The organism is Paenibacillus sp. SER-28 (assembly GCF_052906305.1).
This window is the reverse complement of sequence record NZ_JBRECM010000019.1, coordinates 1-22,266: the sequence shown is the minus strand read 5'-3', so window position 1 is coordinate 22,266 and position 22,266 is coordinate 1. Positions and strand designations below refer to the sequence as shown.

The following is a 22,266-nucleotide window of genomic DNA, read 5'->3' as shown; positions in this document are numbered from 1 at the left end:
GATTAGCTTAGTAGCGTTCCAGTACCAAATTCGTTTTCAGGGAATCGGCGGGAACCAGCCATCCTTTGGATTGCAGCAGGTTCATCAACTTGGTGCGGTTGCTGGCGGCAACACTGTAATCCGAGGTTTTGAAGGAGATTTCGATAATATGCTCTGTACCTGATCCGTTTGCGCTGCGAATAGGCCATATTTCAACGTCGGTATCCAATCCCTGAAAGCTACCCTCGTATTTACTGACCTGTACAGGACCGCGTACTCTGGAGTCTGCCAAGGTTTGTTTGCCCCAATTGCTGTTTTTCCAGTTTTGCAGCTTGCCCGGAAGATTATCCTGCAGTTGCTTTAATGCTTGATCTGGAGAAGGCAGAGCCAATCCTTTGGAGGCGTTTGTTTTTTTATCATTGGAAAAGCTTAGTGTTTGCTTGCTGTATCCCCAATCCACCTCAGCCTCATAATTATCATCAGATGCGCTGAACCCTTCTTTATTCGCTTGGGTGAGCGCCGCGTCGATATTTCCATTTGTGACCGTATAGCGCTTTTTGTAGGTTAATTCATAATTTTTTTTGTCTTCTTTTTTACGAAATCTCACGTTCCAGCCTTCGTCATTTAATTGCAATGAATTTGTATCAAAATACTCGACGCTCAATCTTTGTGCATCGTTGCTAATTTGAAACTCGTTCACGATGCCACTTTTTAATGAGCCATCCGCATTGAGGACCTGAGCCGTATCCAATAGTAGCTTCACCTCATAGCTTGGTGTGGCATTGGCGGCGGCTTGTATCGGTTCTGCTCCTTTCCATCCTGTTACGAGCAGTACTGCACTCAGAGTTACTACCGACATCAATTTGGTGATACGAAGGCCTGTTTTCATTTTATCCTCTCCTGTTCGTCCGAATAGGTTACACGCTACACTTTACGGGTGTATTGTCAGTCGTATGTCAAAGCAAAAGGGGACTCCGGTTAAAAAATTACATAATTTCTATATGACAGGTAAGATTTAATCTTGGTTCCATGACAAATATTCGGTGAATCTGTGAATGAGCGCCGAGCGATGACGGTCTTTGTTGCTGACCATATAGATGTACCGCTCAACAGACTGCCCCGGGATAGGTCTTACAACCAGTAAGCCCCGCTCAACCTCTGACTGAACGGCAATGCGAGAGACAAAAGAGATGTGTTCTCCCAGCATAACCGCCTGTTTGATGGCTTCCAGTGAATCCAGCTCCAGATAGGAAGGAAGTCGCCGACTCCCACGTTCCAGCCATTTGTCGGTCACATGGCGTGTGCTGGATTCCTTGCCATGTAATACGAAGGAGGAAGAAGCGATCAGCTCGGGCGTCAAATCGGTTTCGTTGGCGAGCGGATGAGTGGGTGAGCAGATGAGTATCAGTTCATCTTCGCCCAAGGATTCGGAGAGTAGCGTTGGGGATTGAAACGGCTCTGCCGAAATGATGCCGAGGTCAATTTCGTGGCGAGCGAGCATGTCCTTGATCACGGGCGCTGTTTTCACAGACAAGGCGATGTGAATGCCCGGATGCTCACGGGCAAAGCGGTGCAGCACAGCAGGAAGCAAGTAGGTAGCGGGTACATAGCTTGCGCCAATACGTATACTTCCCCGCTGGAGCGTATCGAACTCGCGGACGACTCGCTCAGCTTCAGCAGCCAGTGCATTAATTTTGCTGGCATAGTGCAGCAGTGCATTTCCGGCATCCGTCAGGATGATTTTGCCCATACGTGTGTCAAACAGCTTTACTCCGAATTCACGCTCCAGATTTTTCATATGAAAAGTAACGGTGGGTTGCTTTAGGCCAAGAAGCTCGGCGACTGTGGTGATTTTACGGTGCTTATTTAGCAGCTCTACAATATGTAACTTTAGAAGACTTAAGTTCACTTAGAATGCCTCGCTTTCAGGTTAATCGAACAATCATGCCTATTTCTATGGGTAGCAGCATCAATCCCCTCTATATAGATTAAATCTATGAGTGTTAACACAATTCATTGAAATAATTAATTTTGTTTTAACTTTCCAATAACACAGGTTGCGACTTCAAGTTTTACACTGGGGTCAGTCAGAAGAACAGGCAGGTAATGCGATGAATCAGGATCTATATATTCACGGATTAAGTAAAACCTTTAGCCAAATAACAGCGCTGCATGAGACGAATCTGGTAGTACGACGGGGCAAATTCACAACACTGCTCGGACCATCCGGCTGTGGGAAAACAACGCTCTTGCGCTTGATTGCTGGTCTGGAGACACCGGATACCGGCACAATCACGATGGGAGAGGAAATTCTTTTTTCGGCAGAACGCAAAAAGGATATTCCCGCCCATCTCCGCCACTTTGGCATGGTCTTTCAGGATTTCGCGTTATGGCCGCATATGACGGTGTTTGAAAATGTGGCCTTCGGCCTGCGTGCGGGCAAGCGAGGGAAAGGGTTCGCCAGCGTACGAGACAAGGAACTGCGAACCGTGGTGCTGAAGGCGCTCGACATGGTCAGATTGTCAGGGATGGAGGATCGGTATCCTCATCAGCTGTCCGGTGGCCAGCAGCAGCGGGTTGCCTTTGCAAGAGCGGTTGCTATCCGGCCTCGACTTGTGTTGTTCGATGAGCCGCTCAGTGCGCTGGATGCGGTGCTACGGGAGGAGATGCGCATTGAGATGCTATCGCTTGTGCGCGATCTGGGGCTGACCGCCCTATATGTCACCCATGATCAGATCGAGGCCATGTCCATGTCTGATGAAGTGGTTGTTATGAAAAGTGGACATATTTTGCAGACCGGAACACCAGAGGTGATCTACGGTTGCCCAGCTCATCCAGAGGTGGCGAGGTTTATTGGCAAATCCAACTGGCTGGAGTTGGAACGGACACTATTTCGTCCTGAACATGTGCGTTGGGAACAGGAGCAAGCAGATCAGCATGCTTTTACAGTAGAGATCCTGCATGTCAGCTATGTCGGCGATCGTTATGAAATTCGTATACTAGCCGAGAACGGCGAGCAATGGACTGCATATCATTCCAGCCGCTTGCCCATAGGTCAACAAATGCACGTTTGGGTATCACCGCAACACATCCACCAACTTGAAGCATAGGGAAAAGGGGTATTTACAAGATGATGAATAGGCATGTTTTTCGTACAGGATGGAAAAAAGGGACGATGCTCGCATTCACATTGACTTTTGGACTCACTGTGGCGGGTTGCGGAACAGCAACGCCATCCAAGGATGGGGCGCCAGCTAATGGATCAGCAGGACAAGCTGAGGCGGCATCCACCGATCAGAAGCTGGTGGTCTACAGCGCAGGCCCCGATGGACTGGCGAAAAAGCTGGTAGCAGGGTATGAGGCGCAGAGCGGAGTTAAGGTAGAGCTGTTCCAGGGAACGACAGGAAAAATTTTGGCCCGTATGGAAGCCGAGAAGACGAATCCGGTAGCGGACGTGGTTGTGCTGGCATCGCTTCCGTCTGTACAAGGCTTGAAAAAGGAAGGACTCACGCTGCCTTACCCGGATGCCAAGAACGCAGACAAGCTAAATCCAGACTGGTCCGATAAGGAAGGCAACTACTTCAGTACCAGTGCTTCTGCTCTGGGCATTGTGTATAACACGAAGCTGGTGAAAACACCACCAACTTCATGGGCTGATTTGGCGAAGCCTAAGTACAAGGATCAGGTTAATATTCCCGATCCATCCCTGTCCGGCTCAGCGTTGGATTTTATGACAGGCTATCTGAGCGCCAAGGGCGATGGAGGCTGGACGTTGTTCGAGCAGTACAAGGCTAACGGTGTTGCTATGGCTGGTGCCAATCAGGAAGCGCTGGACCCCGTGATTACCGGAGCTAAAGGTGTAGTCGTCGCTGCGGTCGATTACATGACCTACAAGGCTAAAGCCAAAGGTGAGCCGATTGATATCGTCTATCCGACAGAGGGGACAGTCATCAGCCCACGTCCTGCCGCAATTCTCAAGTCAACGCAGCATGAGCAGAATGCGAAGGCATTCATTGACTATCTGTTGTCGGACGAGGCACAGAAACTAGTAGCAGATGCCTCCTTACTCCCGGGCCGCACGGATGTCAAAGCCGACAAGCGTGCCAACCTTGACGAGATCCCATTGTTGAAAACCAATTGGGAGTGGATGGGTGAGCACGGATCAGACGTGACGGAGAAGTTCACGCAAATGTTCAAGTAAGCCGATGGGAGGCTTATCCGTTAAACACATCAGAGCGTGGTGTCTGACGCTGGCTCTAATCGCGCTTCTTTTCCTGATTGTGATGCCGTTGCTGCAAATCTTTATCCAAAGTGTGTATGTTGATGGGAAATTCCAATGGGATGCGCCTTTTCGAACGTTAGCTGCTTCACCATTTGCAGGCGTGCTATTCAGTTCAATTTGGCTTGGCATCTGCGTGATTGCAGGAACGACGGTACTTGCACTTCCGCTAGCCTGGATCATGTCCAATACTCGCCTTGCACACTGGCGCTGGCTGGATGTCGTGCTGCTGATTCCGTTTATGACCCCGCCCTATATCGGGTCCATGGGCTGGATTCTGTTTATGCAAAAAAACGGATATCTGGAGCAATTGTTCCCGGACCTGCATTTCTTAACGCCGTCCTTCTTCAGCCTTGGTGGCATGGTGATGATCATGAGCCTGCATCTGTTTCCATTCCTGTACCTGCTGCTGCGCGGGGCGCTGGTGAGGATTGGCGGGAGCCTGGAAGAGGCGGGTGCCGTAATGGGCGGCGGCTTTCTGTACAGGTTCCGTCGAATCATTTTACCGCTACTGCTATCAGCTTACGGAATGGGCGCGTTGCTCATTTTCGTTAAAACGATTGCCGAGTTTGGTACCCCCGCTACCTTTGGGCGACGTATCGGGTATGAGGTCATGACTTCGGAAATTCACAAATATATCTCCAGCTGGCCCATAGATTTTGGCAAAGCGACGTCAATGGCCTCGGTGCTGTTAACCGCCTGCCTGCTCATGTGGTATGCGCAGTCGGTGATCAACCGAAAGTTTACGTACAGGCTGGTAGGTGGTAAAGGTTCGCGTCCGTCCCGTCTCCGTATATCCGGCTGGACTACGGGGCTGAGTGTTGCATTTATTCTATTGTTGCTCATTGCGTCCATTGGCATTCCTTATTTTTCAATTCTTTCAGCCTCGACGATGAAGCTGAGGGGAATGGGGCTTGCCTGGGATAATTTGACGCTCGACTCTTACAAGGAACTGCTGTCTTGGGGATCAGAGAGCATGGAGGCGCTCCTGAACAGCGTATTTCTCTCTTTGGGCGCTTCGACGCTTGCTGTGGTACTGGGCACTTGGTTTGCGCTTGTCATTGGGGGCTCGCGCACGAGAATCCAACGGACAGTTGATGCATTCAGCTTGCTTCCGAATACGGTTCCGGGAATTGTTATGGTGGTCGGCCTGATTTTGTGGTGGAACTCGCCGTGGATGCCGATCCCTTTGTATAACACATACGGCATGGTCATTCTGACGTATGTTATCTTGTTTGTTCCTTATACGGTGCAGTATGTCAAAAGCGCCTTTACACAGGTGGACACGGGGCTTTTTCAGGCGGGACAGGTATTTGGCGGACGACCGTCTTACATATTCCGCCGGATTGTACTGCCGCTGATTGTACCGGGAATGCTCGCTGGTTGGATGATGACATTTACGATCGCTTCACGCGAGCTGGTAGGATCGTTGCTGATTTTGCCGCCATCCGTTCAGACGTCTGCAACCTACATATTTGCACAATTTGAGCAGGGACAGGTGTCACTTGGGATGGCGATGGCCGTCATATCGGTCGGAATGACCACACTGCTGCTGATCTTAATCGAAAGCTTAAACTCGCAAAGAAAGTGGAAATGATCATGACCAAGCTTAGGATTTGGGGAGGAGCGGGCGAACATGGCCGCTCCTGCTATGTTTTTGAAGGAACGCAGCATCGCGTCATGCTCGATTGTGGCGTGAAAAAGGAAGGAACCGGACAATATCCGGTTTTTCCGCTGCAAAAGGCGGAGGGACTGACTACTGTATTGCTGTCACATGCACATGAAGATCATTCCATGGCGCTCCCCTTACTGTACAAGTATGGATACCGGGGAGTGGTCTGGACGACCAAGGCCACCGCTGAGCAGTTAGGCTCCTATTTTCGCTCCTGGCATACGTATGTTGAATCGAGAGGAGCCGACTTGCCATACGACGAACAGGATATCCAATCCATTGCTTATCGCTATCTAGAAGATGAAGCGCCAGCAGGAGAATGGCTTGAGGCTTGTCCGGGTGTGAGAATCATGTGGGGACGCAGTGGACATTTGGCTGGTGCAGTGTGGTATGTGGTAGAAATGGAAGGGAAGCGGTTGTTTTTTTCTGGAGATTACAGCCGCGAATCTGAACTTCTTGCTGCCGATGCGCCAGACTTGGATGTTGGGGAGGGGCTGCATGACCTACCTGAATGGAAGTCAGAGCCCAATCTAGCGGACATATCCATTATGGACAATGCCTATGGCATGGATATAGACCCGCAGCCTGTTAAGCTGGAGCGGCTGAGGGTCGAGATGGAGCGGATATTATGGTCTGGAGGTCATGTGTTGTTGCCGGTGCCTGCCTTTGGCAGAGGACAGGACCTGATCGTATGGGCTAGCGAGCAATTCCCTGAACAGGCAATAATTGTAGAGCACGACATATGGCAGGGATTAAAACAGTTAAACCGCTGGAAAGAATGGCTGCGTCCAGAAGCCCCGGCGCGAATAAAACATGTGCTAAACAGTGACAGGGTCTTCGTGCCTCGTGATGCTGCGGAACGAGTGAGTCTGCTGGAACAGAACCCAACGGTTATTATCATAACAAGAGACGGCATGATGGATTCCCCACAGGCGCGTTGGTACTATCAGTATCTTTCGGATAACCGCAACATGGGGGAGGGTGAAGATAGCGGAGAAAGCATTAGCAACAGTGTTATATTGACCGGACATGCTCCGCAGGGTTCTTTTGGCAAACATCTGTTGGAACGTGCGGATGAAAATAACAACTGTGTAGCTCGGCATTTGATTTATAAGGTGCATCAGGGATTATCAGATGTGCGGCAAATGCTGAAGGAGTTGCCTAGCAAACAGGTTGTACTCGTTCATGCGCCGAAGCTGCAGACCGACCTGGTGCGAGATGAGTTGATAAGAGAAGGAAATGGTGGATGTGAAGGTCCTGCCAGAAAAGTTCACTCTCTGGAGCCGGGCGCTACACTAGAGGTTTAGCATCACATCGTCATTCACTTTGTGCCCTCCTGCATCAATCGGAAGGCATCGACTTCTCCAAGTTTGGTCGAGATAGAGCTACGTCCGGCGCTTTTACGCAGACGGAGCGGTGTGGCGGTACGCTTAAGCAACGCCTTGATTTCTCCAGGCCCCAGTTCCGGTCTCAGTGAAAGGAGAAGTGCGATGCTTCCGGTCACATGGGAAGTAGCCATAGAGGTACCGCTCATTTCGTGATGCTTGCCATGGATCCAGGAGGATGTGATCTTTTCGCCAGGTGCGTACACGTCTACAAATTGCCCCCGGTTGCTGAAAGGCGCGATGCGTCTGTATTTGTCGGTAGCCCCCACTGAAATCGTCTGAGAATAGCGGGCTGGATAGTCAATACTCCGGCGCTTGCCCTCATTTCCCGAGGACGCTACAATCACAATGCCGTTATGATATGCTTTATTCACCATATCAAGTAGTGCCTTGCTGCGTGACTTCATACCAAAGCTCATATTGATGATATCGACACGATTTAATACACACCAGTCGATACCAAGGATGATATCGGAGACGTAGGCGGCTCCATTATGATCAAATGCTTTTACGGGATGAATTAAAGCCCGTGGTGCTACGCCGACCCTACCTTCGTCATAGTTGGACGCCGCGATAGTTCCAGCAATATGAGTACCATGGCCGTTATCGTCATAGGGTAACATGGTTCGGTTAAGCAAATTAATACCTCTGGCGAGAGAATGACGAAGATCAGGATGTTGAAAATCCGCTCCTGTGTCGATCACACCGATTCTGACCCGATTCCCTGTCGAGGAAGGCCAAGCCTTGTATGCACGTACCTGTTTGACTCCCCATGGCATGGAAAGGTTCTTTTCTGCTTTTGGTATATGAGCAGTTTCAGCGTGGACCTTCATGCGGGTATCTTCTTCAACGGTAACACCGTTGTGATATTTGCCCAGCCTGTCTCCCCCTGAAAGCGGAGCGATTAAAGCACGGATTAGTCTGGCCGGTTGTACTTGCCGTAATCCCGCAAGCTCGGGTTTCAGCTTCCTGAGATAGGACAGGCATTCCCGGTATTGGTGAGGCTTATCGAACGTGATGATCTGTTTGTTCCGTCCACTGCCGGACGGCTCCGAAATACCCTCATGCAAACGCTGCAAAAAATCCGGATAGTCCATTTGAGACGGTCCCCCTCCGATGAGCCATGCTGAGGTATTGTATGAGCAAGCGTCAACTGCGGCATGGGAAACCTGCCCCTTTTTTATGGAAATAGGCCTGCTTGTCGTGTCAAAGTGGCCGTGGACACATACGATACATGGAGGGCATAAGCTCTTGTGCAACAACTTTGGGGGGTTCTCCCGGAGCGGGTACAGTCGAAGACGGGGGGGACCCCGTCTTTTTATGTATGCCGTCTTGTTTAGAGGGATATTCCTGGAAATTATGACGATACCCATCTTTAACTTGCAATTTGCTTCCAAATAGGTTTTACTTAGTTTTGATAATGGATATGTTAGTATTGCATGTATCGTGTATGCTCTGAAACATGTTCTTGTGAATTACGTGTGAGAGGAAGTGTCCCTAGGTGAGTACCCCACTCAACTTGAAGATTGACCCGGAGAAAGTCCACGAGACTCCAATGGTGGATTTGGCATTTATGGTATTGAAAGCAGCCAATACTCCGTATTATTACCGTGACCTGATGAAGGAAGTCGCCAAATTGCGTGGCTTTTCCGACGAAGAAATTAATGACGTTATTGCTCAGCTATATACTGAAATCAACATTGACGGGCGTTTTGCCTGTGTCGGTACGAATCTGTGGGGCTTAAAACGTTGGTATCCGGTAGATAAATCCGAAGATGCCCTGACAGGCGCCAAGCGTCCTCGTATTATTAACGACGAAGACGATGACGACGAAGATGACTATCATGAGGAAGAAGAAACATACAACTCTGATGACGACTTCGATGCAGATAGCGAAGACGAGGATGGCGAAGATGAGCTGTTCGACGGAGAAGAAGATGATGATGATAGTGATGAAGACGTAGTTATAGACGATGAAGACCTCAGTGATGAGGAAGATTCAGAAGATGAAAACGACGATGAGTCGACGGAAGACGACGATTCGCTTCGTTAGGAACAGGCTGCAAGGGGAGATGCGTTCTCCCCTTTTTCATGACCGTTTTCTTGAAAACCTCTTCTGACTTTAAAGCTTTCAGGTGGATTCTCTCCAATCTGGTTCAATGGACAAATTAACACGGATAACTTCCTTGACAGCGGATTGGACACGGGGTAAACTATTGCTTGGGCTTATGATTGATTCACTTATATGTTTGCTTTTTGTATAAAAGTGCCCCGTACTACGGGAGTGCTTTTTTGTTTTTTATAGGGGTGTTTTCACTCATGAAAGAGGGCTAAGGGCGGCGGACATGGAAAATGATTCCGCTGCCTTCTTCATGGATGATAATCCGTGCAAACGGGTTACGATAACATCATAATGTCGCCTGAATTTTGCATCTTATCTAGGAGGGTTTTGAACAGTGACAAAGTATATTTTTGTGACAGGCGGGGTTGTGTCTTCCTTGGGCAAAGGGATTACGGCAGCTTCACTGGGGAGGCTTTTGAAGAACAGGGGACTGAAGGTAACGATCCAAAAATTTGATCCTTACCTGAATGTCGATCCGGGTACGATGAGTCCTTACCAGCACGGTGAAGTGTTTGTAACGGATGATGGTGCGGAAACGGACCTTGACTTGGGACACTATGAGCGCTTTATTGATATTAATCTGTCCAAGAACAGCAATGTCACAACAGGCAAGGTATATTCCAGCGTAATCAGCAAAGAGCGTCGCGGAGAATATTTGGGCGGTACGGTGCAGGTTATCCCTCATATTACGAACGAAATCAAGGAACGCGTGTATCGTGCAGGCCGTGAAGCAGGTTCGGACGTAATTATTACAGAAATCGGCGGTACTGTGGGTGATATTGAAAGCTTGCCATTTTTGGAAGCTATTCGTCAGCTCAAAAGCGAAGTTGGGCGCGAGAATGTGATGTACATTCACGTAACACTCATTCCTTATATTAAAGCTGCTGGTGAGGTTAAAACCAAACCAACTCAGCACAGTGTAAAAGAACTGCGCAGTATCGGTATCCAACCGAATGTCATTGTTTGCCGTACAGAGCATGAACTGTCCTCCGATATGAAGGCTAAAATTGCATTGTTCTGCGATATTGATGCGAATGCAGTGGTAGAATGCCGCGATGCTTCAACCCTCTACGAGGTTCCGTTGAACCTGCGTGAAGAAGGCTTGGACGAAATCGTAGTTAACCACCTCAAGCTGACAACACCTGCACCAGATATGACCGAATGGGAAGGGTTAGTTGATCGAATCAGCAAGCTGGATAAAACGGTTGAGATTGCCATTGTTGGTAAATATGTCGCATTACATGATGCGTACTTAAGTGTGGTTGAATCACTTTCCCACGCTGGATTTGATGCGAATGCAGACGTAAAAATTCGTTGGGTGAACGCTGAAGAAGTGACGGACGAGAACGTAGCTGACATGCTGGGCGGCATTGGCGGCATTCTCGTACCGGGTGGCTTCGGCGATCGCGGAATTGAAGGCAAAATTAGTACCATTCGTTATGCACGGGAGCAAAAAATTCCGTTCTTCGGCATTTGTCTGGGTATGCAGGTATCTGTCATTGAGGTTGCCCGTTCCCTGGCTGGTCTCGAAGGAGCCAACAGCTCGGAAATTAACCCGGCTACTGATTATCCTGTCATCGATTTGCTTCCTGACCAAAAAGACATCGAAGATTTGGGCGGTACGATGCGTCTTGGCTTGTATCCATGCAAACTGGTGGAAGGTTCCCTGGCTTCGGCTTGCTACAACGACGAGCTGGTGTACGAAAGACACCGTCATCGGTACGAATTCAATAACGAATATCGTGAAGTTATTGAAAAAGCGGGTCTTCGTATTTCCGGTACTTCACCAGATGGACGCTTGGTGGAAATTGTGGAGCTCCCTGAGCATCCGTGGTTCCTGGCGGTACAATTCCATCCAGAATTTACTTCCCGTCCGAATCGTCCACAGCCTTTGTTCCGTGAATTTGTAAAGGCAGCATTGCAGCTTCAAGGTTAATGCTATGGCTTGTAAGACCTCCTCAGGGAGGTCTTTTTTTATCCCATGCTTCCTGATTATGAAAGAATATTCCACAATTATGTATAACAGCAGGATTTTCTTTTTGCAGGAGCGAATATAGTTTTAGGTATGGGACGGATATTGTACGTCATCGGACGCTGTTATGGCAATAGCTGCATGATCCTCGTTTTAAGATCTTAGGAGGTTAAAACATTGGAAAAGAAGAAAGTATTAATCGTCGATGACCAGAATGGAATACGGATTTTACTGATGGAAGTGTTCGGAAGTGAGGGTTATGAGACCTTTCAGGCGGCGAACGGGAAAATTGCACTTGAAATTGTTGAGAAGGAACCACCTGATCTGGTTCTGCTCGATATGAAAATTCCAGGTATGGACGGACTCGAAATTCTGAAGCATCTAAAAACCATGAATCCTGATATCAAGGTTATTATGATGACAGCATATGGAGAACTGGACATGATTAAAGAGGCGACGGAGCTAGGTGCGCTAATGCATTTTACCAAGCCCTTTGATATTGACGAAATGCGGATCGCTGTGAACAAACAACTCAGAGGTGATTAGGTGAGTCACTATGGTTGAGAACTCTGTTAACACAACAGGGTTTTTTGTTTGTGATTATGGGAAATACTGAAAGTAAATCCTCTCCTTATACAATTCTATGAAAAAACGGCGTCCTAACGTGATTTTTGTATGTGTTGATATGCAAAAGCTTGTTTAGTATTTAACATGGGTTGTGGTATAATAAGCCCGTATGTGATGTCGGCTAAAATATAGACAAACCCAAACACCTTTAGGAGGACTGTAACCATGCCATTGGTATCTATGAAAGACATGTTGAACAAAGCACTCGAAGGAAAATATGCAGTAGGTCAATACAACATTAATAACCTGGAGTGGACTCAAGCTATTTTGGGCGCTGCTGAAGAAGAAAAATCCCCAGTAATCTTGGGCGTTTCTGAAGGCGCAGCACGTCACATGGGCGGATTCTACACTGTTGTTAAAATGGTAGAAGGTCTTATTCATGACATGAAAATCACCGTTCCAGTTGCGATCCATTTGGACCACGGTTCCAGCTTTGAAAAATGTAAAGAAGCTATCGACGCTGGTTTCACATCCGTTATGATTGACGATTCCCACAGCCCGATCGACACAAACATTGCTACAACGAAAAAAGTGGTTGAATATGCTCATTCCAAAGGCGTTTCTGTTGAAGCTGAAGTTGGAATGGTTGGCGGTCAAGAGGATGATGTTGTCGGCGACGTAATGTACGCTAAGCTGGACGACTGTCTGCGTATCGTTAACGAAACAGGTATCGATACACTGGCACCTGCACTGGGTTCCGTACACGGACCTTACAAAGGCGAGCCAAACCTCGGATTCAAAGAAATGGAAGAGATCTGCAATGCAATCAAACTTCCACTCGTTCTGCACGGTGGTACTGGTATCCCAACACATGACATTAAAAAAGCAATCTCTCTGGGAACTTCCAAAATCAATGTAAACACTGAGAACCAAATCGTATTTGCGAAAGTGGTTCGTGAAGTGCTTGCTGAGAAACCGGATGCTTATGACCCACGTACATTCATCGCTCCAGGTCGTGAAGCGATTAAACAAACCGTTATCGGTAAAATTCGTGAGTTCGGTTCCAACAACAAAGCGTAATAATGAATCAACTGGTCGTGCGTCTGCACGGGCTTAGATGTATTTCTTAGTTGTAGCTGTAGTTCTGCTGCACAAAATATTTAAATCTGTACAGTTGAATAGTTTGGTATGGAAAGCACACCGCTTAGCCGGTGTCTTTCCATTTTCACCACTAAAAAAGTTAAAAGATTTATGATTTGAGATTATTGTTTGACCGACTGCAAAACACGTAGGGGGACCCTCAAGCTTATGGAAAAATTGATGATCACCGGTGGACGGCCGCTTCAAGGTACAGTTTCCATCAGCGGTGCCAAAAACAGTGCCATCGCCTTGATTCCCGCAGCCATTCTGGCAGAGTCGGAAGTCATTTTGGACAATTTGCCGCTGTTGAGTGATGTGGCGGTGTATTCCGAAATACTGGAGGAACTTGGTGCAACGGTTACCTGGGAAGGTAGCCAGATGAAAATAGATCCTTCCTCCATTAAATCCATTCCTATGCCGAATGGGCCTGTTAAGAAATTACGAGCCTCTTATTATATGATGGGCGCCATGCTGGGCAGATTCAAGGAAGCGATCATCGGTTTGCCAGGAGGGTGCAATTTCGAACCCCGGCCCATTGATCAGCATATCAAAGGTTTCGAAGCGCTGGGTGCCACGGTAACGAACGAGCACGGCGCTATTCATTTGCACGCAAAAGAACTGCGCGGAACCAAGATTTATTTGGATGTTAGCAGCGTAGGTGCTACCATTAATATTATGCTGGCGGCTGCACGTGCCAAAGGCGCCACAATTATCGAAAATGCGGCTAAAGAGCCTGAGATTATAGATGTAGCAACTCTTTTAAACTCGATGGGGGCTATTATTAAAGGTGCCGGTACGGAAACGATTCGAATTGAAGGTGTGTCGGAGCTGCATGGCTGCCGTCATTCCATCATACCTGACCGTATACAAGCGGGCACATATATGATTGCTGCTGCGGCAACCCGTGGAAATGTATTGATTGACAACGTAATCCCCAAACATATGGAGGCTCTCACTGCAAAAATGCAGGAAATGGGCATCGGCATCGAGGAATATGATGAAAGCATTCGCGTACTGGGTGCACCTTCCTATGAACATGTCGACGTTAAAGCCTTGATATACCCCGGATTCGCTACAGATTTACAATCTCCCATGACCAGCTTGCTTACCCAAGCGCAGGGTGTCAGTGTATTGAGCGATTTTGTGTACAGCAATCGTTTTAAGCACGTCCCTGAGCTGGTGCGTATGGGGGCTAAAATTCGCGTAGAGGGTCGGTCTGCTATTATAGAGGGTGGTCAACTGAATGCAGCTAAAGTAAAAGCGGCAGATCTGCGCGCCGGAGCGGCCCTTGTCATTGCTGGACTTACAGTAAGCGAAGGTGTAACTGAGGTGACGGGTGTCGAGTACATTGACCGTGGTTATGATCACCTTGTTTCCAACCTGCGTCTTTTGGGCGCGGATGTATGGCGGCAGACTGAATAATTAAACCATGCCATTTTTTCGAACTCCCGGAACGAAAGCGATAGAACGGGCAACACCTATGCAGCCGCTGCTTGATACAAGATTGTGGTTCATACCTAACAATCTTTTATCGGAAAACCGGAATAATTCGGTATAATTCAGGCAGATGGCTGCATAACTTTATTTGTTTTGGTTAAAATTATGTTAATGGTGTTTATGATATCATTGTCTATCATTTAGATGTATGAATGGACTTAATAATTGAATAGGTGGTTATTATATGGATCTGCAAATTTCCGATCTGGAAGAAATGAAGCTGACCGACCTGTACAAGCTGGCCAAGCAATACCAGATCCCGTACTACGGAACGCTCAAAAAGAAAGAATTAATATTCGCGATCCTGCGCGCACAAGCTGAGAAGAGCGGATTGATGTTTATGCAGGGGGTTCTGGAAATCCTTCCCGAAGGTTACGGCTTTCTGAGGCCGATCAATTATCTCCCGAGTACCGAAGATATTTACATCTCTGCTTCACAAATCCGCAAGTTTGACTTGAGAACGGGCGATCTTGTTTCTGGTAAATGCCGAACGCCAAAAGAGAATGAACGATATTTTGGATTGCTTCAAGTTAACGCCGTCAATGGAAGAAGTCCTGAGCAAGCTGCTGAGCGGCTACATTTTCCTGCACTGACTCCACTGTATCCGCAAACCAAATTAGTCCTTGAAACTTCCCCCAACCATTTGTCTACGAGAATTATGGATGTACTGGCCCCTGTCGGACTTGGACAGCGCGGACTCATTGTAGCACCTCCCAAAGCTGGGAAGACGCTTCTCCTCAAAGAAATTGCCAATAGCATTTCTACTAACAATCCCGAGATCGAGCTTTTTGTCTTGTTGATTGATGAACGCCCCGAAGAAGTGACCGACATGCAGCGTTCTGTTAAAGGTGAAGTTGTGGCCTCTACATTTGACGAACTTCCTGAAAATCACATTAAAGTGGCAGAACTCGTGTTGGAGCGTGCGCTGCGTCTCGTAGAACATAAAAAGGATGTTGTCATCCTGTTGGATAGCATCACACGTTTGGCTCGTGCGTACAATCTCGTTATCCCTCCTTCTGGTCGTACTTTGAGCGGGGGTATTGATCCGGCGGCATTTCACCGTCCAAAGCGCTTTTTTGGTGCGGCTCGGAATGTGGAGGAAGGCGGTAGCTTGACGATTCTTGCTACAGCGCTGATTGATACAGGATCACGCATGGACGATATCATTTATGAAGAGTTTAAAGGTACAGGCAACATGGAGTTGCATTTGGACCGCAAGCTGGCAGAACGTCGTATCTTTCCTGCGATTGATATTCGTCGTTCCGGCACACGCCGTGAGGAAGTGTTGTTGAACAAGGAAGAATTGGATACCATCTGGGCCATTCGTAAAAACATGACGGAAAGCCATGATTTTGTGGAAGGCTTCCTCAAAAAGCTGCGTAATAGCAAAACTAATGCTGAGTTTTTGGCTTCGTTTGATTTGACGGCACCTTCCTCCGGTAGCTCGCAAAGCAGTTCTGGTGGGCAACAACGGAGAACTGCGCGTTCTGCCACAGCGTCAGTCCCGGCCACAACCAACTAAAACCCATTCATGTATTTTATCTGTTCCGTAAGTACACAGTCGTTACCATTCATTTTGTTAATGGCGTAGGCTTAACGGAGCGAAAGGAGCTCCATAATGTATTTGGTGTATGCCGACGAAAAAGGCAATGTATATGATCATGCTTCTTTGTATGGGCTTGCCCGTAGTGCAGACATGATTGTTGAAATCATGGAGGATGAGCTTATTCCGTTACCGGAAGGAGCTACATTGGTAAGCCTGCCCAGTACTCGCCCGGTCGGTATGAACCCTGAAACAGGGGAAATGGTTTCTCTTCCCGGAGATATGCAAGCAGTAGGGGCTTTATTGCCGCAAGGTTTTACGCGCTTGTGCCTGCCGGGATATGTGAAGACCGATAAGGAGTACAAACTTCCCTTGTTCGGTTATTCGGCCGTAGTCTGGAAAGACGGGGCATTTTATGTAACGGCAGAGCAGAGTGACAGTCCATCCAAGTGGAATCCGGAAAACTGTGACCGTCATCAAGTTAAACTGGGTGTTCAGCGGATGACGGAGCAATATCCCGAAAATCGGCTGTACCAACATTTGTCTAACTGTGCGCTGGGCTACGAATGTCTTACTTCCTCGAACACATTCCTGAATCGCTGGGAAGGAGGAGTTCCGGTATCCTATTCGTGTAATGCGGGTTGCTTTGGCTGTATATCTGAACAGCCGGATGACAGTGGCTTTGTATCTCCGCAGACAAGAATGAACTTCCGTCCCCGTGTTGAAGAAATTGTAGAAGTTATGCTGGAACATTTGAAGACACCGGAGTCCATCATCAGTTTTGGCCAAGGTTGCGAAGGCGAGCCTTCCACACAAGCCAAACTGATTATTGATTCGATCAAAGAGGTGCGCTCCATTACTGATATGGGATACATCAATATCAATACGAATGCGGGATTGAGTGATCATATCCGGGGAATCGTGGATGCGGGTCTTGATCTGATGCGCGTTAGTACCATTAGTGCACTGGACGATCACTACAATGCGTATTACAAGCCGCGCGGCTACACGTTGGCTAATGTGGAAAAATCACTTCGTTATGCTTCTGAACAGGGAGTATATACGTCGATTAACTATTTGATTTTTCCGGGTGTAACAGACCGAGAGGAAGAAATTGAGGCAATGATTGAATTTGCCAAACGTACTAAGCTCAAGCTGATTCAAATGCGTAATTTGAATATCGATCCTGAAAGCTATCTGGAGTTGATTCCACCTGCTCAAGGTGAAATCCTTGGCATGAAGCAAATGCTTGAGATTTATCGTGAGGAACTGCCTGATGTAGTCATCGGTTCTTACACTCATGTACCCCCACAAGGGCTGGCACGTCCCAAATTTGCCAAGGCCTAAAACTGTCAATAGCAACTTGAAACTCACCTATTTTACGCCATCTTTGAATGCGGAAAAGAGTTGTTGAAACGCTCATATTCAAGTGCTATAATGTGAACATGTGTTCATACAACTCTGGACTGATAGGACGTTCAGGGCGGAAAGAGGTGAAAGTTCAATGCAACAAGCTATTCAACCGAAATTTAACGTAACTAATGTCACTTGTGCTTGCGGAAATTCGTTTGAAACTGGTTCTGTGAAAGGATCTCTTCGTGTGGAGATTTGCTCCGCCTGCCACCCATTCTTCACAGGCAAGCAGAAATTTATTGATGCTGGTGGACGCGTAGATCGTTTCAAAAAGAAATACGGTATCTAATGGATTACCGCAGGTTATAAAGTTATTAGAGCCTTCTGCAACTGCAGAGGGCTCTTTTTGTAATAATGTGTATTTGCTTTTTATGCGGCCTTAAGATATACTTATTTTCACCGTGCTAGATGGGGAGGTAGCGGTGCCCTGTAACTCGCAATCCGCTATAGCGAGGTTGAATTCCTGTTAGAGGTGTTGTTGATGTGAGGCTGGTCCCTGCGCACAATGTTGACGGCTGGGTCCTCCGCAATGAGTACTTGTGAACCTGGTCAGGTCCGGAAGGAAGCAGCCATAAGCAAGCCCACTCTTGTGCCGGAGGGTTGCCTAGCCCGAGTTGTTGTTCAGGGTTGCCGCTCGGATCACAACGATCAATAACAGGTGCACGGTATATATTAGTGATTAGAACATCTTGGCAATCATTGCGAAGATGTTTTTTTGTGTTTTATAAATTGGAAGGTGTCTGGTTTAGATTCGGACGGGAGTATAGTATAATGAAGTGACCATGAATGGTCATGAAAGTGAATGGGAAAGAGGGTAACGCGCATTGGAACATATAGCGTTGTACCGTGCTTGGCGGCCGCAGGCTTTCAAGGACATGGTAGGACAACAGCATATTATCCAGACATTGCAGAATGCCATCCGCGAAAATCGCACGTCCCATGCCTACCTGTTCAGCGGTCCACGAGGAACAGGTAAGACGAGTGCGGCCAAAATTTTGGCCAAGGCTATCAACTGTGAGCATGGACCTGCGCCGGAACCTTGCAACGAATGCGAAGCCTGTAAACGGATCACGGCCGGAGCGGTCATGGATGTACAGGAGATTGATGCAGCCTCCAACCGGGGCGTTGAAGAGATTCGTGATTTGCGCGATAAAGTCAAATATGCGCCCACAGAAGTGCGGCACAAGGTTTATATCATTGATGAAGTGCACATGCTGACGACGGAAGCGTTCAATGCGCTGCTCAAGACACTAGAAGAGCCGCCGCCACACGTGATGTTCATATTGGCTACGACTGAACCACATCGGATTCCGGCGACAATTATTTCGCGTTGCCAGAGGTTTGACTTCCGGCGGGTATCGCTGGAAGAACAGACGGAGCGGCTTGACCTGATATGTCAACAGGAGAACATACAGGCTGATTCAGATGCACTGCAGTACATTGCGCGTCTTTCAGATGGCGGGATGCGAGATGCAGTTAGTGTTTTGGACCAGATATCCTCGTTTACAGATGGTCGGGTTACTTATCAGCAGGTGCTGGATATGACGGGAGGTATTGCGTCCGAGCAATTCGGTAAGCTTGCCTTGGCATTGCTGAAAGAAGATGTGGGCACGGTGCTCCAAATGATCGAGAACTTTATGCAGGAAGGTAAAAGTGCGGATAAGTGCATGGAGAATCTTCTGTACTATTTCCGAGACCTGCTAATGATCAAGATGGTGCCTCAGGCAACCAAAATGACGGAGCGAGTGCTAGATCCAGAGCGATTTAAGGAAGTGGCAGATGCTTTTACCAAGGAGCAACTCTTTGCGATGATTGACACCCTTAATCGTTATCAGAGCGAGATGAAATATGCCGTTCAGCCTCAAACTTTGTTTGAGGTAGCTCTGTTGAAACTATGCAGTATTCCGGGGGGAGCAGGAGCTGTTGTTCAGCCGGCCGCACAGCGCTCTGGTGCTGCAGCTGAGCAGGAAGATGTGGTAATGTTGAAGCGCCAGCTTGCTGAGTTGGAAAAGAAACTGGAGCGCGCGCTGCAAGGTGGATTGGGCGCTGGAGCTGGACAGGAAGCGTCGTCGGGCGGCCGTCAGGCTTCCGGGGGTCGTGCCCCTGCTCCGCGGATTTCAGCGCCGGCCAAACTCCCCTCTCAGTTGGATCGCTATATCGCTGAGAAGTCGAGCGAAGCATTCGCAGCAGCGGGGCGTAAGTGGAGTCAGATTTTACAAGGGGTAAAAGAGGCGAAAGTTACGGTTCATGCCTGGTTTATGGACGGTGAGCCAGTTTCTGTGTTAGAGGACAGTGTACTGGTCGCATTTAAGAACAATATTCATCGTGAAACTACCGAAAAGCCTGCCAATAAGCAGGTCATCGAGAAAGTATTGCATGAGCAGTTGGGCCATCCTTATCGTTTAGTAACGATGATGCAAAAGGATTGGAATGCTGCGATTGAAGGAGTTTCCGACCAGCCTGCCGAAGAATTGCAACTGGAGCCGGAGCATGATACGCCGGGAAAGTCCAAGGAGCCCTGGATTGATGAAGCTATTCAACTTTTCGGGGAAGATCTGGTAGTCATTAAAGATTAAATCAAGTGTCTAGATGTATACTTCATTAAAGGAGATGATTGAAATGAACAATATGAACCAAATGATGAAGCAAGTGAAAAAAATGCAGGAACAAATGCTGAAAGCCCAAGAGGAACTTGGCGGAAAAGTAATCGAAGGTACTTCTGGCGGCGGTGTTGTGACGGTGGAGGTAAATGGACATAAAAAAGTGTTGTCCATCACGATCAAACCGGAAGCCGTAGATCCTGATGATGTAGAAATGCTGCAAGATCTTGTACTGACTGCAGTCAATGATGCTTTGTCCAAAGCAGATGAACTGGCTAATGATGATATGGGTAAATTTACAGGCGGCATGAAAATTCCGGGCTTGTTCTAGTCTGCTGCATAAAGGAGAAACGCGCTATTGTATTATCCGGAGCCGATTGCAAAGCTAATTGATGCTTTTACGCGCCTGCCGGGAGTAGGGCCGAAGACGGCTGCCCGGTTGGCCTTTCACGTACTGAAAATGAAGGAAGATGATGTGATTGACTTTGCCAAAGCGCTGGTCAATGTAAAACGCAATCTGCACTTCTGTTCAGTCTGCGGCAACATTACGGATACGGACCCTTGTCGGATCTGTCAGGATAAGACGAGGGATGCTTCCGTCATTTGTGTTGTTCAGGATTCCAAGGATTTGGTGGCTATGGAGCGTACCAAGGAGTTTAATGGTTTTTACCATGTGCTTCACGGGGCGATATCTCCTATGGAGGGAATTGGTCCTGAGGATATCAAACTCAAGGAATTGCTGAACAGGCTCAGTGATGAACGCGTCAAGGAGCTGATTTTAGCTACGAACCCGAATATTGAAGGAGAGGCCACGGCCATGTACATTTCTCGGCTAGTGCGTCCTTTTGAAATCAGGGTTACTCGTATTGCTCACGGATTGCCAGTGGGTGGAGATTTGGAGTATGCTGACGAGGTTACCCTGTCCAAAGCGTTAGAAGGCCGTAGAGAGCTCAATTAATAGGTGTATTTATACGTTATAAATAGGGAGGGAATGTCCTTAGGGTATTCTCGACTCACTTGGGGGAGCCGCTATGGCTCCTTTTTTATTTGCGGTGATAGATGGCAGTATAGATCGTTCCTGGTTCTAAGTTTGTCCTTTGTTCAATAAGTATGAATAAGGTAATCTTGCAGACTGTGCACATAATTCAGCTTGTGAGGAGGATGAACGGATGTGGGAACGGATGAAACAAAATTTCCGTCGTCAGGAGAATGGCAAATCAGAAGCGGAGTATCGGCAGGAGTTGTTTGCCCAGATTCGGGCTTCGCATGCGGAATGGTTAAGAGCGCATCGTTTATTTCATGAAGCAACGGGTAAAGATGAGATCGACTACGCTATATTTGTTCTAGAAGCTGCAGAACGTAAATATCAGATACATTTAAAAAGTGCGAAACAGCAAGGCCTGCATCGTTTCCATCTGCCTGCAGACGAACCGGGGTATGCCAATGATACGGATCGTGTTCACAAGCGGAGAGCTGAATGAAAGGGGCGGTCTGGCTTGTTTTGATTGCCTGTGTCGGGATGTTACTATTTCTAATCTTAAAAAAACGTTTGGGTATCAGCTGGCTTGTAGTATTCGGAGCACATATGGGCCTGGCAGCCATCGCATTGTATGTTATCAATTATTCAGGGTGGATTACGCAGGTGTACATCCCGATCAATCCAGTGACAATGGGGGCGGTAACGATATTAGGTTTGCCTGGGATTGTCCTTTTACTGGGATTGAAAATAGTATTATTCGGACAGGCTATATGAAAACTTAAATGTTATTGTTTCTATTTTTAAAATATAGTTGACGGCGAATTCAAAAATGTGATACATTAATTCTCGGCCCTTAAAGCCCGGGAATTTTTTTGTGAAAACAACATTTAAATGAAATTAAAAAATGATTTTAAAAAAGTGTTGACTTAAATCCCGAATGTGTGTTATATTAATCAAGTCGCCGCTGAGATGCGGTGGTGAAACAAAGTAAGACATAATGCAGATTTGATCTTTGAAAACTGAACAACGAGTGAGTAAAACGATTTTGCTTGCAAAATCAAACAAGAGATATTTTATCTCGTCAGTTTCAAAATGAGCTTATCGCTCTTTCTATAAAC

Annotated in this window: 20 protein-coding genes and 1 other RNA gene; 18 read left to right on the top strand and 3 right to left on the bottom strand. The window is 47.5% G+C overall.

Going from position 1 to position 22,266, the window contains the following annotated elements; genetic code table 11:
* Nucleotides 1-7: 7 nt before the first annotated feature.
* Nucleotides 8-868, bottom strand: a complete 861-nt coding sequence (locus ACUYLD_RS24935) for a hypothetical protein (protein WP_250259936.1) — start codon at nt 866-868, stop codon at nt 8-10.
* A gap of 126 nt (nt 869-994) precedes the next feature.
* A complete protein-coding gene (locus tag ACUYLD_RS24930; protein WP_446676194.1) occupies nt 995-1,888 on the bottom strand; it encodes a LysR family transcriptional regulator in 894 nt (297 codons plus the stop codon).
* A gap of 202 nt (nt 1,889-2,090) precedes the next feature.
* Here ACUYLD_RS24930 and ACUYLD_RS24925 point away from each other — a divergent pair, with 202 nt between their 5' ends.
* The 4 genes from ACUYLD_RS24925 to ACUYLD_RS24910 are packed head-to-tail and all read left to right on the top strand — an operon-like array spanning nt 2,091 to nt 7,237.
* Nucleotides 2,091-3,089 (top strand): ABC transporter ATP-binding protein, encoded by a 999-nt coding sequence (locus ACUYLD_RS24925; RefSeq protein WP_446676193.1) that lies wholly within the window; start codon nt 2,091-2,093, stop codon nt 3,087-3,089.
* A 20-nt stretch (nt 3,090-3,109) separates the two neighbouring features.
* Entirely contained in the window at nt 3,110-4,180 is a 1,071-nt protein-coding gene (locus ACUYLD_RS24920; protein WP_446676192.1) for an ABC transporter substrate-binding protein, read from the top strand.
* Nucleotides 4,181-4,184: 4 nt separating this feature from the next.
* Nucleotides 4,185-5,855 carry an ABC transporter permease gene (locus ACUYLD_RS24915; RefSeq protein WP_446676191.1) on the top strand — a complete coding sequence of 557 codons (1,671 nt, stop codon included), beginning with the start codon at nt 4,185-4,187 and terminating at the stop codon, nt 5,853-5,855.
* On the top strand, nt 5,852-7,237 hold the full coding sequence (locus tag ACUYLD_RS24910; protein ID WP_446676190.1) for an MBL fold metallo-hydrolase: 1,386 nt from the start codon (nt 5,852-5,854) through the stop codon (nt 7,235-7,237). Before ACUYLD_RS24915 ends, ACUYLD_RS24910 begins: the two co-directional genes overlap by 4 nt.
* Nucleotides 7,238-7,251: 14 nt before the next feature.
* Here the strand turns inward: ACUYLD_RS24910 and ACUYLD_RS24905 are convergent, their stop codons facing one another.
* Nucleotides 7,252-8,412 (bottom strand): S8 family peptidase, encoded by a 1,161-nt coding sequence (locus ACUYLD_RS24905; RefSeq protein ID WP_250267149.1) that lies wholly within the window; start codon nt 8,410-8,412, stop codon nt 7,252-7,254.
* A gap of 404 nt (nt 8,413-8,816) precedes the next feature.
* Between ACUYLD_RS24905 and rpoE the strand changes: the two genes are divergently transcribed.
* The 14 genes from rpoE (at nt 8,817) to ACUYLD_RS24835 (ending at nt 21,922) form a co-directional block, all read left to right on the top strand.
* Nucleotides 8,817-9,368, top strand: coding sequence for a DNA-directed RNA polymerase subunit delta (rpoE, locus tag ACUYLD_RS24900; protein ID WP_013308216.1), 552 nt, complete (start codon nt 8,817-8,819; stop codon nt 9,366-9,368).
* Between the two features lie 403 nt (nt 9,369-9,771).
* A complete protein-coding gene (locus tag ACUYLD_RS24895; protein ID WP_013368772.1) occupies nt 9,772-11,373 on the top strand; it encodes a CTP synthase in 1,602 nt (533 codons plus the stop codon).
* A gap of 213 nt (nt 11,374-11,586) precedes the next feature.
* Nucleotides 11,587-11,955 (top strand): response regulator, encoded by a 369-nt coding sequence (locus ACUYLD_RS24890; protein ID WP_013308218.1) that lies wholly within the window; start codon nt 11,587-11,589, stop codon nt 11,953-11,955.
* Nucleotides 11,956-12,201: 246 nt separating this feature from the next.
* On the top strand, nt 12,202-13,056 hold the full coding sequence (gene fba / locus ACUYLD_RS24885; protein ID WP_013308219.1) for a class II fructose-1,6-bisphosphate aldolase: 855 nt from the start codon (nt 12,202-12,204) through the stop codon (nt 13,054-13,056).
* A 228-nt stretch (nt 13,057-13,284) separates the two neighbouring features.
* Entirely contained in the window at nt 13,285-14,538 is a 1,254-nt protein-coding gene (locus ACUYLD_RS24880) for a UDP-N-acetylglucosamine 1-carboxyvinyltransferase (protein ID WP_013308220.1), read from the top strand.
* Between the two features lie 259 nt (nt 14,539-14,797).
* Nucleotides 14,798-16,135: a transcription termination factor Rho gene (gene rho / locus ACUYLD_RS24875; RefSeq protein WP_061831799.1), complete on the top strand. Its 1,338-nt coding sequence runs from the start codon at nt 14,798-14,800 to the stop codon at nt 16,133-16,135.
* Nucleotides 16,136-16,231: 96 nt separating this feature from the next.
* Nucleotides 16,232-17,503 (top strand): radical SAM protein, encoded by a 1,272-nt coding sequence (locus ACUYLD_RS24870; protein WP_061831800.1) that lies wholly within the window; start codon nt 16,232-16,234, stop codon nt 17,501-17,503.
* A 157-nt stretch (nt 17,504-17,660) separates the two neighbouring features.
* Nucleotides 17,661-17,858 carry a 50S ribosomal protein L31 gene (gene rpmE, locus ACUYLD_RS24865; RefSeq protein WP_071639069.1) on the top strand — a complete coding sequence of 66 codons (198 nt, stop codon included), beginning with the start codon at nt 17,661-17,663 and terminating at the stop codon, nt 17,856-17,858.
* Between the two features lie 110 nt (nt 17,859-17,968).
* An RNA gene (gene ffs / locus ACUYLD_RS24860) (signal recognition particle sRNA large type) lies at nt 17,969-18,235 on the top strand.
* A gap of 158 nt (nt 18,236-18,393) precedes the next feature.
* Nucleotides 18,394-20,145, top strand: a complete 1,752-nt coding sequence (gene dnaX, locus ACUYLD_RS24855; RefSeq protein ID WP_061831801.1) for a DNA polymerase III subunit gamma/tau — start codon at nt 18,394-18,396, stop codon at nt 20,143-20,145.
* A gap of 43 nt (nt 20,146-20,188) precedes the next feature.
* Complete coding sequence (locus ACUYLD_RS24850; RefSeq protein ID WP_013308226.1) at nt 20,189-20,500, top strand: YbaB/EbfC family nucleoid-associated protein; 312 nt, start codon at nt 20,189-20,191, stop codon at nt 20,498-20,500.
* Nucleotides 20,501-20,527: 27 nt separating this feature from the next.
* Nucleotides 20,528-21,127, top strand: a complete 600-nt coding sequence (gene recR / locus ACUYLD_RS24845; protein WP_061831802.1) for a recombination mediator RecR — start codon at nt 20,528-20,530, stop codon at nt 21,125-21,127.
* A gap of 211 nt (nt 21,128-21,338) precedes the next feature.
* Nucleotides 21,339-21,650 carry a DUF2508 family protein gene (locus ACUYLD_RS24840; RefSeq protein ID WP_025676300.1) on the top strand — a complete coding sequence of 104 codons (312 nt, stop codon included), beginning with the start codon at nt 21,339-21,341 and terminating at the stop codon, nt 21,648-21,650.
* A complete protein-coding gene (locus tag ACUYLD_RS24835) occupies nt 21,647-21,922 on the top strand; it encodes a pro-sigmaK processing inhibitor BofA family protein (RefSeq protein WP_061831803.1) in 276 nt (91 codons plus the stop codon). The genes ACUYLD_RS24840 and ACUYLD_RS24835 overlap by 4 nt, the downstream gene beginning before the upstream one ends.
* Nucleotides 21,923-22,266 lie beyond the last annotated feature (344 nt).